This is a genomic window from Bifidobacterium minimum, from assembly GCF_000741645.1.
Lineage (GTDB): Bacteria > Actinomycetota > Actinomycetes > Actinomycetales > Bifidobacteriaceae > Bifidobacterium > Bifidobacterium minimum.
Genome location: NZ_JGZD01000009.1, coordinates 501564 through 513449, shown reverse-complemented (window position 1 = coordinate 513449; position 11886 = coordinate 501564). Strand labels below are relative to the sequence as shown.

At 64.7% G+C, this 11886-nt stretch carries 10 protein-coding genes; 1 reads left to right on the top strand and 9 read right to left on the bottom strand.

Annotation, left to right across the window (positions count from 1 at the left end; translation table 11 throughout):
* Genes BMIN_RS05875 through BMIN_RS05865 form a run of 3 tightly spaced genes read right to left on the bottom strand, consistent with a single transcriptional unit; the run spans window position 1 to window position 3636 of the window.
* Window positions 1–1944: a 5-oxoprolinase subunit B/C family protein gene (locus BMIN_RS05875; protein ID WP_022860554.1), complete on the bottom strand. Its 1944-nt coding sequence runs from the start codon at window positions 1942–1944 to the stop codon at window positions 1–3.
* Window positions 1941–2846: a LamB/YcsF family protein gene (locus BMIN_RS05870; protein WP_238565632.1), complete on the bottom strand. Its 906-nt coding sequence runs from the start codon at window positions 2844–2846 to the stop codon at window positions 1941–1943. The genes BMIN_RS05875 and BMIN_RS05870 overlap by 4 nt, the downstream gene beginning before the upstream one ends.
* Complete coding sequence (locus BMIN_RS05865) at window positions 2830–3636, bottom strand: putative hydro-lyase (protein WP_022860552.1); 807 nt, start codon at window positions 3634–3636, stop codon at window positions 2830–2832. The genes BMIN_RS05870 and BMIN_RS05865 overlap by 17 nt, the downstream gene beginning before the upstream one ends.
* Before the next feature lie 238 nt (window positions 3637–3874).
* Between BMIN_RS05865 and BMIN_RS05860 the strand changes: the two genes are divergently transcribed.
* On the top strand, window positions 3875–4819 hold the full coding sequence (locus tag BMIN_RS05860; RefSeq protein WP_022860551.1) for an aminodeoxychorismate lyase: 945 nt from the start codon (window positions 3875–3877) through the stop codon (window positions 4817–4819).
* Between the two features lie 171 nt (window positions 4820–4990).
* Here the strand turns inward: BMIN_RS05860 and argH are convergent, their stop codons facing one another.
* The 6 genes from argH to argB form a co-directional block, all read right to left on the bottom strand.
* Entirely contained in the window at window positions 4991–6493 is a 1503-nt protein-coding gene (gene argH / locus BMIN_RS05855; RefSeq protein WP_022860550.1) for an argininosuccinate lyase, read from the bottom strand.
* Window positions 6494–6574: 81 nt separating this feature from the next.
* Window positions 6575–7813: an argininosuccinate synthase gene (locus BMIN_RS05850; RefSeq protein ID WP_022860549.1), complete on the bottom strand. Its 1239-nt coding sequence runs from the start codon at window positions 7811–7813 to the stop codon at window positions 6575–6577.
* A 73-nt stretch (window positions 7814–7886) separates the two neighbouring features.
* Complete coding sequence (locus BMIN_RS05845) at window positions 7887–8435, bottom strand: arginine repressor (protein ID WP_022860548.1); 549 nt, start codon at window positions 8433–8435, stop codon at window positions 7887–7889.
* A 10-nt stretch (window positions 8436–8445) separates the two neighbouring features.
* Complete coding sequence (gene argF / locus BMIN_RS05840) at window positions 8446–9411, bottom strand: ornithine carbamoyltransferase (RefSeq protein ID WP_022860547.1); 966 nt, start codon at window positions 9409–9411, stop codon at window positions 8446–8448.
* A 103-nt stretch (window positions 9412–9514) separates the two neighbouring features.
* Window positions 9515–10807, bottom strand: a complete 1293-nt coding sequence (locus BMIN_RS05835; RefSeq protein WP_033395306.1) for an acetylornithine transaminase — start codon at window positions 10805–10807, stop codon at window positions 9515–9517.
* Between the two features lie 85 nt (window positions 10808–10892).
* Window positions 10893–11849, bottom strand: a complete 957-nt coding sequence (argB, locus tag BMIN_RS05830; protein WP_022860545.1) for an acetylglutamate kinase — start codon at window positions 11847–11849, stop codon at window positions 10893–10895.
* Window positions 11850–11886: the final 37 nt, after the last annotated feature.

The following is an 11886-nucleotide window of genomic DNA, read 5'->3' as shown; positions in this document are numbered from 1 at the left end:
TCATGCGCGAATATCCTTGCCATCGCCGTCACCGTCGTCAGCGTCGGCACCGTCGTCCGACCGGGACGCCTTGCCTGGCTGAGACGCCACGGCCGAACAAGCTGCCACGGCCGACCGATCCGTCATGGCGGCGTCATCGATCCGGCCATCTGCCCCCGCCGACGAGCCGACGGCGCGGAACGTGATCTCGGCTCCCACCGGAAGCTGCCCGGCGAGACGCAGCGAGTCCTCGGTGAGAACGGCGACCACCGGATAGCCGCCCGTCACCGGCTGGTCGCGAAGGAACACCACGGGCATCCCGTCCGAAGGGATCTCGATGGATCCTGGAACCGTCGCCTCACTGGGCAATTCGCCGTCGATTCGCCCGCCGACCGGCCGACCTCCCGCCAGCCGCAGACCCACCCTGTTCGATTGGGGCGTGACCGTCCACCGCGTCGACAGAAATCCGGCGATGCCATCTCGGGAGAACCAGTCGTCCCGCGGGCCAAGAACGACGTCAAGCGTCGTCGTCCGACCGCTCATCGGCAGGGAAGGCCAGACGGACGGCTCCCCCACGGTCGTATGAGGACCCCTCGCGATGTCGACGGCATCGCCGGGGGCCAGAGGACGCGGCCCTATGCCGGACATGGTGTCGCGTGACGCGCTGCCCACGACCGCGGTGACCCTGAATCCCCCCTGAACCGCTATATAGTCGCGCCACCCCATCACGGGCCTTCCCATAACGAGCGACTCGCCATCCATAAGAAGAACCGGGCGCTGATCCATGATCGGCAGCATCCGTCCGTCCTCCGTCGCGATGGATAGAGGGGTCTTCGCCCCCGCGACGGCGACCACGACGTCCCCCACGGCCCGCAGCCTCGCGCCACCCGCGGTGATCTCGATGGCGGCCGTTCCCGGATCATTGCCGACAAGATCGTTGGCCTGATGAAGCGCCACGGGATCGGCCGCCCCGGATCCCGTCACGCCCATATCGCTGGAGGACCGTCCGTCATCCTCGAACAGCGCGGCCATCCCCGTCCTTTCGATGATGACGCGTGGACCAGGACGTCCATAATCGACGGGATGGCCGTGCATGCGCTTTGGCACGCCAGAAGGCGGCGCCGTCACGGCTGTCGTGGTCACGGACGGGGCAGTCACGGACGGGGCAGTCACGGACGCCATGGCCACGGACTCGCCCGATTCCGTCCCCGTCACGGCATGGACGTGGACCCTCCCCCGAACGGGAGTGAAAAGAACCCTGTCCCCCGGTCTGAGCAATGCGGGAGGATCCCTTGACTCGTCCCACATCACGGCGTCGGCGGTGCCGATAAGCCGCCATCCGCCGGAACTGTCGCGTGGATACACCCCGCTGAACCGTCCGGCCAATCCCACCGCGCCGGCGGGAACATGAAGCCGCGGCGTCGCCCGCCGGGGAACATCATGGCCGTCCTCCTCCGCGGTACCGTTCCCTTCCGCAGTGTCGTTCCCTTCCGCGGCACCACCATCACCGTTGCCGAGTCTCCGCGCGCCGCCACCCCTCCGCACGCCACCGTCCCGGACGAGATACATGAATCCCGGCGCGAAACCCGGGAACGCGGCGGACCAGCACCTCGCCGCATGCCATCCGACGACGGCGTCGGCAGAAACCCCCCACATCCGTGCGACGGCGTCCACATCGGCCCCGTCATAGACCACCGGAATGGTGACGTCACGACCATCCGAGCCGTGGTCCTCCACCGGCGGAAGGTCATGAAGCGCCGACTCAATGTCCTCGCGCGTCGCGAGTACGGGATCGTACCGGACCATAACCGTCCGGGCCGCGGGAATGACGTCACGCAAGGCCGAGGAGCCATGCGCACGCCAGACGCGCAGGCTCTCGCCCAGCTCTATGGCCGAGGCGAGATCGTCGACCTCGACGAGCAACGCGGACCGTCCCGCGGTCATGATGCGCATGGATCGCGTCATACGCGGTCTCCACCGGATGCGACGTCGACGAAGGGAACGATATCGATTCCGTCCGCGACCAGCCTGTCCCGAATGGCCCGCGCCATCGCCACGGCACCCGGACTGTCGCCATGGACGCACACGGAATCGGCCTGAATGCTGATGTCGCCGCCGTCATCGGCCGTCACGACGCCCTCGCGCACCATGCGGGACACCCGAGCGGCGACCTGATCCACGTCGGTGATCACCGCTCCCGGAACCCTGCGCGACACCAAGGCCCCCTGGGGCGTGTAGGCTCGGTCCGCGAACGCCTCGCGGATCACGCGAATCCCGGCCTTCGCGGCGATATCGCCCACGACCGAGCCGGGAAGAGTCACCAAAGCCATTCCGGGATCCACCCGGACCAAAGCGTTCACAACGGCCTCCGCCTGCACGGGGTCGGCGGCGATTCGGTTGTACAACGCTCCATGCGGCTTGACGTATCCCACGGACGTCCCCGCGATCCGCGCCATGCCCCGGATCGCCGACAGCTGATAGGCCACGTCGGCGGTCAGATCGTCGGAGGCGACATCCATGAACCGACGTCCGAAGCCGGCGAGATCCCTGTAGGACACATGGGCGCCGACGCTCACGCCACGCCGGGCCGCCATGGTCAGGGTCGACAGCATGACGGAGGGATCCCCCGCGTGGAACCCGCAGGCGATGTTCGCGCTGGAGACGATCGACAGCAGCGCGCCGTCATCCCCCAAGGGCCACCGCCCGAAGCCTTCCCCCATGTCACTGTTCAGATCGACACGCATGCGTGCGTCACCCCTCTCCGATCCGCCGCGCTTCCCCGCGTTCTCGGTCATCGCGTTCTCGCGTTCTTGGTCATCATCGTCGTCCTCGGTCGTCGCATCAGCGGCATCACACCATGTAGTCACTATCGGGAACATCGGTGATAAGCATGTGACCAGGGGCATGGGTTATGGCGAAAGCCGGCTTGGAGGACATAACCGCCGCCTGAGGCGTGACCCCGCACGCCCAGAAGACGGGGACGTCGTTCCTTTCGAGAATGGGAGGATCGCCGTAATCCGGATGCTCCATATCCGCAATGCCGATGGATTCCGGATGCCCGATCTGCACCGGCGTCCCATGGACGCGCGGATAGTATCCGGAGATCCTCACGGCGTCCGCCACGCGATCGGGCTGTATGCCACGCATCGACACGACCATCGTGGCTGAGAACCGTCCCGCGGACACGCAGGGAATCGACGTGTCGTACATGGGCACGTTGCGTCCGGCGGCGATGTGCCGCATGGGTATTCCCGCGTCCATCAGCGGGAACTCGAAGGTGAAGCTGCATCCGATGAGGAAGGTCACGAGATCGTCATGCGATGACCACAGGTCGGTGACATCGTCCACCGTGTCCACGGCCTCGCCGTTCTCCCACACACGATAGAGGGGGATGTCCGTTCGGATGTCGCATCCACGGGCGATGGAGGGGAACGGCGAACCCTCGTCGAGAACCTCAAGGATGGGACAGGGTTTGGGATTGCGCTGCGCGAACAGGAGAAAATCGTAGGCGTACTCGCGTGGCAGCATGATCATGTTGGCCTGCGCGTAGCCACGTGATACGCCGCATGTCGGACGCACGACGCCGGAGCGGAAGATCCGCCGCGCGGCTTCGGGCGCGGTCGCCGCGCCCATTGTCATATCCGACTCGTTCGGCATCACGCATCTCCTCCCGCCACGGGACCTCCCCCATAGACGGTGACCACGCTAGGTCGGATCCGTTAAAAAGGCGTTACGCGCTCATAACGCCCGTGGGTCCACACCGCGGATGGGACGGTGCCGTTTCCCGGACGGAAATATGGACTATCTACGGTTATGGCCGGCGTCCTCAAGAGTCCATGTTCATCGGCATGGCACACATGGCACACGCATGGCACACCACTAGAGAAGGGGCATCATGACGGCAATCGTATTGGCGGTGGGGAATCCCGAGGCATTGTTCGGATCGTCGACGGACGATCCCGTGCGGTTCGTGGAGCCGACGGACACGCCGGTGTCCGTGTTCGATCTGAGCGTTCTGCGCGGGGACGGGATATTCGAGGCCACGACGGTGTGGAAGGGCTTTCCCGTCTCGCTTGAGAACCATCTGAGGCGCCTCGCCGATTCGGCGCGTCTGATGGACATGCCGCAACCCTCCATCGCCGCCTTCACCACGGCGGTGGAGATGGTCATCGACCGGTACGACGATCCCGAACCCGGTCCGATGCTGCGTATCCTGATCTCCCGCGGCATGGATCCGACGACGGGGGTTGGCGAGAACAGCGACCGCATGCCCCGCGTATGGATTTTCCTCGACGGCAGAGGCAAGCTTCACAGCCTCGATCCGCTGACGCTGACCTCGTTGACGCGCGGGTACGCGTCGGATATCACCGCAAAGGCCCCATGGCTGCTCAACGGGGCCAAAACACTCAGCTACGCGGTCAACCAGTCGATCCATCGCGAATGCGACCGCCGCCACGTCGACGACGCGATTATGGTCACCACCGACGGTTACACGCTTGAATGCCCCAACTCCTCCATCGTCGCACGATACGACGATCTGTTCGTCACGCCTGACCCACGCATCGGAATCCTCAACGGAACCTCGCAAAGGGAGCTGTTCTCCTATGCCCGGCGGGAAGGCATGCGGACGGATTACCGCAAGCTTCCCCTCGCCGAGCTGCGAGAGGCCGACATGCTGTACATGACGCACGGCGGATGGATCATTCCCATATCGCGCCTTGATGGACGCGACTACACGGTGGACGCCGCCGAGGTCGACGCCATCAACGAGGCCGTCCACTCGGGGCGCACGCATGACGACGCGTTGTCCATCGCCCCGACCGGGGACTACGCGGGCTGACCACGGCCACACGGCCGGACAGGCCTGGCCACGGCCGGATCACGGTCAGATATGGTTCAGTATGGTTCAGGCCACGATTCGAATCTGATCCGATTCGGGTCTGTTCCGAATCGGGTCTGATCCCAGCCATGGTAAACAGCCGCGGCCGGGATCACCTCCCCGCCGATCCGTTCACTCCCCCAACGACTTCCCCAACGATCCGGGAGCGTGATAGGCCGACCCGTCGCAGATGGAATTCATGAAGGGGACGAGATCCTCCACCGAGTGCAGTGCGGCCGCTATCTGCTCACGCACACGTGCCGGAGACGTCCCGCCGCGTCCGTTGCGCGCGGCGACGGATCCCGTGGCCGACAGCACCTGACGCACGCGCGGGGCGCTCTCGGAGTCGAGATAGCCTGCGAACACGGCGCGATAGTCGTCATCCGTCAGATCCCAGAGCTCCACGCCCCTCGATTCGGCCATACGCACGCATTCTCCCGATAGCTCATGGGCATGGCGGAAGGGGACGCCGTTCTTCACCAGCCATTCCGCGATGTCGGTGGCAAGCGCGAATCCCGTGGGCGCCTCGGACTCCAGACGGTCCACGTCGAAGGTCATGGTCGCCACCATTCCGGTGAACGCCGGAAGCAGGACCTCCAGGGTGTCGACCTGATCGAACACGGCCTCCTTGTCCTCCTGAAGATCCCTGGCATACGCCGTGGGAAGTCCTTTGAGCGTCACGAGCAGGCCGGTGAGGTCCCCGATCAGACGGCCGGACTTTCCGCGGGCCAGCTCCGCGATGTCGGGGTTCTTCTTCTGGGGCATAATCGACGATCCCGTGGAGTAGGCGTCGTCAAGTTTGACGAAAGCGAACTCCTGGGTGTTCCAGATGATGATCTCCTCGCTCAGCCGGGAGATGTCCACGCCGATCATGGCCGCCACGAAGGCGAACTCCGCAACGACATCCCTGCTGGACGTCCCGTCGATGGAGTTATCGACCACCGTGGAGAAGCCCAGCTCGCGGGAGACGGCGACCGGATCGAGTCCCAGCGTCGTTCCCGCCAGAGCGCCCGACCCGTAGGGACTCGCGTCCGCGCGTCTGTCCCAGTCCCTCAATCTTTGGACGTCCCGCAGCAGAGGCCAGACATGCGCCAGAAGCTGATGAGCCAGAAGAACCGGCTGGGCGTGCTGCATGTGGGTGCGTCCGGGCATAACCGTTCCGCCGGCGTCCTGCGCCTGCCGGATCAGCGCGCGCACAAGGGCGAGGACCTCGCGTGTAACGCGACGTGCGTGACGTCTCAGCCACATCCTGATCAATGTCGCGATCTGGTCGTTGCGCGACCGTCCGGCCCGCAGCTTGCCTCCCAGTTCATCGCCGGCGATATCGATCAGCCCGCGCTCCAACGCGGTCGCCTCATCCTCATCCGCCTCGATGGGGGTGAAGGAGCCATCATCCACCTGCACCTGGAGATCGTTGAGCGCGTTCTCCATCCGTTCCAGCTCGTCGGGCGTCAGCAGCCCCGCCCGCCCCAGCGCCCGGGCATGCGCGCGTGACCCGGCGATATCGTCATCGGCAAGGCGCCAGTCGAACTGGGTTGATTTCGACAATCTGGCCAGTTCCGGGGAAGGACCGGACGCGAAACGTCCTCCCCATAGGGCCAGATGCTCGTCCGCATTCCGTGATTGCTCATCCATCCGTATGTCCCCTTTGTCCTTCCCGCAGTGCCGATTCCACGATGCCATCACTCGGCCGATACCGCCAGTCGGCCGATACCGTCACTCGACGGTGTTGTCCGGCACCTCCACGCCATTGCCGAATTTGACGTCCCTCGCGGCCGCGACCTTGCTCGGCAGCCCATATATCTCGATGAATCCGTTGGACGCGTGCTGGTCGAAGCTGTCCCCGGAATCGTAGGTGGCGAGATTGTAGTCATACAACGACGTCTCGGAGCGACGGCCGGTGACCACGGCGCGCCCGCCATGAAGGACCATGCGCACATCACCGGACACGTACCGCTGGGTGTCCTCGATGAACGCCCCGAGCGACCGCACCGCCGGCGAGAACCATTGCGCGTCATAGACGAGTTCGCCCCACCGTTTGTCGATGTCGCGCTTGATGCGGTGCTGCTCACGCTCGAGGCAGCAGTTCTCCAGCTCCTCATGGGCAGCGATCAGGGCCACCGCGCCGGGTGCCTCATACAGCTCGCGGGATTTGATGCCGACGAGACGATCCTCGATGAGGTCGATCCGCCCGATGCCCTGCGCGCCCGCCCTGCGATTCATCTCCTCGATGGCCTGCAGCGGGGTCACCTCCCTGCCGTCGATGGCGACGGGAACGCCCTGGCGGAAGGAGATGACGACCTCATCCTCGGCCGGGGGGAAGGCGGGGTCGTCGGTATAGCTGTAGCAGTCCTTCGTCGGACCGTTCCAGGGATCCTCGAGGAAGCCCGTCTCAATGGCCCGCCCCCAGACGTTCTGGTCGATGGAGAAGGGGCTTTTCGCGGTCTGGACGATGGGAAGCTGGTGTTCGGTGGCGAACGCGATCTCCACGTCGCGGGTCAGCGAAAGGTCCCGGATCGGGCTGATGGCCTTCAACGTGGGATCGATGGATTGAATCGAGACCTCGAACCTCACCTGATCGTTGCCCTTGCCCGTGCAGCCATGGGCTATGGTATCGGCGCCGAACTGGTGCGCCGCCCGCACCAGATGCTTGGTGATCAGCGGGCGTGAAATCGCCGAGACCAGCGGATAGACGCCCTCGTACATGGCGTTGGCCTTCAGCGCGGGCATGCAGTACTCCGTGGCGAACTCGTCACGCGCGTCGACTACATAGGCCTCCACCGCACCGCAGTCCAGAGCCCTCTGCTTGATCGTCTCCAGACTTTCCCCTCCCTGGCCGACGTCCAGAGAGACGGCGACGACGTCCTTACCGGTACGCTCCTTGAGGAACGAAATCGCCACCGAGGTATCAAGACCTCCGGAATAGGCAAGAACGATACGATTCTTCTCACTCATGGCTGCCCTTTCTCACGCTTGCCAGTCTGGCTTCAGATAATACAGATACCTGCATACTTATGCATTCTCATACTTACGCATTCTCGGTCGTCGGCGTGTCCTCATCGCCGTCCGACGCCGTCCCGGACGCGACGTCCACCAGCCACTTGACGCGACGGGCCGCCTCATCGTCGTCGGCGCACACCATCATGACCGTGTCGTCTCCGGCGATCGTTCCCAGTATCCCCTCCATGGGGTTTCCATCGATGACGCTCGCCACATACTGAGCCGCGCCGGAAGGCGTGTGGATGACCACCAGATTGCGCGCGGACGCGACGGACGTCACCAGACCCGATATGACGCGGGACATCTGCTGCTCGATCCTGCGCATACGGTCCTCGACGCCATCCGCCATCGGATGCGGAGCGACGGCATAGGCGATGGTTCCATCGGAGAGCCGCGTCTTCGTGGCATTGATCTCATCCAGATCGCGGCTCAGCGTAGCCTGCGTCACATCGATCCCCTGACGGGACAGAACATCGGCAAGCTGGGACTGGGACGTGATGGTCCACGACAGAAGCGCCTGTTCGATGGCACTCAACCGCGCCGCGCGCGTAGCGGGACGGTGCATGGGCGTCGTCATCGGAACCACCTCATACCAGCAGGGAATCGTCGCCGCGTTGTCTGCCGATCAGCCAGGTGAGCAGGGCCTTCTGCGCATGCAGACGGTTCTCCGCCTCATCCCATACCACCGACCGAGGCCCATCGATCACGGACGACGTGACCTCCTTGCCTCGATACGCGGGAAGGCAGTGCTGGAAGAGCGCATCGTCCTTGGCGTATGACATCAGGCGGTCGTTGACCTGATAATCCCAGAAGGGCTTCGACCGGATCTCGTACTCGCCCTCCTCGCCCATGGATACCCATGTGTCCGTGAACACGCAGTCCACTCCCGAAACGGCCTCCTCGGGATCCGTCGTGACGAGCACCGATCCCCCGGTCGTCTCGGCGATGCGCCGGGCGTCTGCGACGATCGACGGATCCGGAAGGAACCCATTCGGCCCCGCCACCCGAACGTCCATGCCCGCGGTGGCACCGGCAAGCAGATAGGAGTTGGCCATGTTGTTGGACGAGTCGCCGACATAGGCGATGGACATGCCCGACAAGGCGTCCACCCCCCCGCGGAACTGGGCGAGCGTCAGGAAATCCGCCAGCACCTGGCAGGGGTGGAACTCGTCCGTCAGGGCGTTGACCACCGGCACGGTGGCGTTGGCGGCCATCTCCTCGACCCTGTCCTGCCCGAACGTCCTCCATACGATCCCGGAGGCCATTCTGGTAAGCACCCTTGCCGTGTCGGCGACCGGTTCGCCCCTTCCCAGCTGGGAGCCGGATTTGTCAATCACCAGCGGATATCCACCCAGCTCCGCGACCCCGATCGAGAAACTCGAACGCGTGCGCGTGCTGGGCTTGTCGAAGATGACGGCAACGGCCTGGGGCCCCCCGAAGGGGCGATGGTGGAAGCGGTTCCCACGGAACCTCATCCCCAACTCGAGAATCTGCCGCTGCTCGTCGTGGCTGACATCGTCATCGCGCAGCATATGGCGAAGCTCACCGCTCATTGTGGTCTCCTTACGCATCGGTCCATCGATTGCCCTCCGTACGGATGACCGTCTCCATACGGATCGTTCTCTCCCATCCGGCCCTCCGATCCGACCGTGATGGTCAGTCGTCCTCCAGATCAACGGGAATACCCGATAGTATCGCGACCGCCTCCTCGACGTCGTCCCCGCTGACGATCAGCGGCGGGGCCAGCCTCAGGGCGTCCGGGGCGACGGCGTTGACGATGAGGCCCCTGTCCAGCGCCCACTCCATGGCGGCATGGGCGCAGGGATGGGACAGCTGCACGGCGTCCAGCAGTCCCCTGCCCCGCACGCCCACGACCAGGGGGTTGCCGCAGTGGACCATCATGTCCCTCAACTGCCGACCACGGGATTCGGCGTTCTCCACCAGACCGTCATGCTCGATGACGTCCAGCGTCGTCACGGCGGCGGCGGCGGCCAGCGGGTTACCCGCGAACGTCGATCCATGAGAACCCGGCGTGAAAAGGTCCGACAGCTCCTGTCCGAAGGCGATCATTCCACCCATGGGGAACCCCCCTGCCACTCCTTTGGCGAATGTGACGACATCGGGGACGGCACCACCTGACAGATCCTCACGCTGGAAGGCGAACCAGCGTCCGGTCCGCCCTATCCCCGTCTGCACCTCGTCGACGATCATCAACGCCCTGCGCTCGTCGCAGAGATCTCTCACGGCACGAACGTACCCCGGATCAAGGGGACGGACGCCCGCCTCCCCCTGGATCAGCTCCATGATAACCGCCGCCACCGGGCCACGACCATCGTCACCGGAGCCGTCGAAGGCTCTGCGCATGGCCGCGATGTCCCCGGATTCGACGAATTCGACGCCGGGGACCAGCGGCTCGAAGGGCTCCCGGATCGAGGGCTTCCATGTTGCGCTCAGAGCTCCGAGGGTGCGCCCGTGGAAGCCGTGGGTCAGCGCGAGTATCCGCGGAACGGACCGGGGCGTGATCTCACGGCCCTCCATCATGGTGCGCCCATACAGTCTGGCGAGCTTGATCGCGGCCTCGTTGCCTTCGGCGCCCGAATTGCCGAAGTAGACGTGCGAACCGCTCGGCGCTCCTGCGATGGACACCAGCTTCCGCGCCAATCGGATCTGCGGCTCGGTAGCGAAGTAGTTGCTGGTGTGGGCGACCTTCGCGGCCTGCTCGGCGACGGCGGCCACCCAACGGGGATGCGCGTACCCCAGCGAATTGACCGCGATGCCTCCAAGAAAATCCAGATAGGACTTCCCGTCGACGTCCCAGACGCGCGTACCCTCGCCATGGTCCATCACCCTCAGGGGGGTACCGAAAACGTTCATATGGACGTGCGAATACTCCCCGAGCCAGCGCGCGTCCTCAGGACCCAGCGGCGTGGCATCCGCCCGCGCCTCCATGCCGATCGTCGCGTCCTTCCCCATCGTCTCATCCTCCGTCGTTTTCTTCTCAAACGTTTTCTTCTCAAACGTTTTCTTGCCCAGCTCATTCCCCATAGGAGCTCCTCATTTCCAGTCCATCCCCGGGAACCACCATCGTGCCGATTCCGTTTTGCGTGAAGATCTCATTGAGGATCGAATGCGGCTGACGCCCATCGATGATATGCGCCTGCGGCACGCCACCGTCCAGAGCGCGCACGCACGCCTCCATCTTGGGCCTCATCCCCGACTCCAGTTCCGGGAGCATGTCGCGCAGACTGTCGACGCCCACATGTCCTATCAGCGAATCCCTATCCGGCCAGTTCGCGTACAGGCCGTCGACATCGGTGAGGATGACCAGCTTCCTCGCACCCAGAGCGGAGGCCAGGGCGGCCGCCGCGGAATCGGCATTGACGTTGAGGACCTCCGTGGCGTCCTCCTCGTTAGGAGCCACCGACGAGACGACGGGAATCCTCCCCGCGGCGATGAGGTCCTCGACCCCCGACGCATCCACGCTCACCACGTCACCGACCAGACCGATGTCCGTGGCCTGACCATCGATAAGCGGCCGTCTCTGCATGGCGGAGAACAGCCCCCCGTCCTCGCCGGACAGTCCCACGGCGAAGGGGCCGTGCGAATTGATCAGTCCCACCAGCTCCCTGGAGACCTTGCCGGTGAGGACCATGCGCACCACGTCCATGGCCTCCGGGGAGGTTACACGCAGTCCACCCTTGAACTCCGACTTGATGCCCAGGGCCTTGAGCATATGGGATATCTGCGGCCCCCCGCCATGGACGACGACGGGATGTATGCCGACCTGCCTTAAAAACACCATGTCCTCGGCGAAGCACTTCTTGAGGTGCTCGTCGACCATGGCGTTGCCGCCGTATTTGACGACGATGCGCTGCCCGGCAAACTCCTCCAGCCATGGAAGCGCCTCGATGAGGACCTCGGCCTTCTGGTCGGCCCTCAAATCGTTGTGGACATCGAAGTGGAAGCCCGGACCCCGCAGTGGGTCAGTCATGACGATTCCTTCCCTTCGGCCCGCATCCGGGCCATAA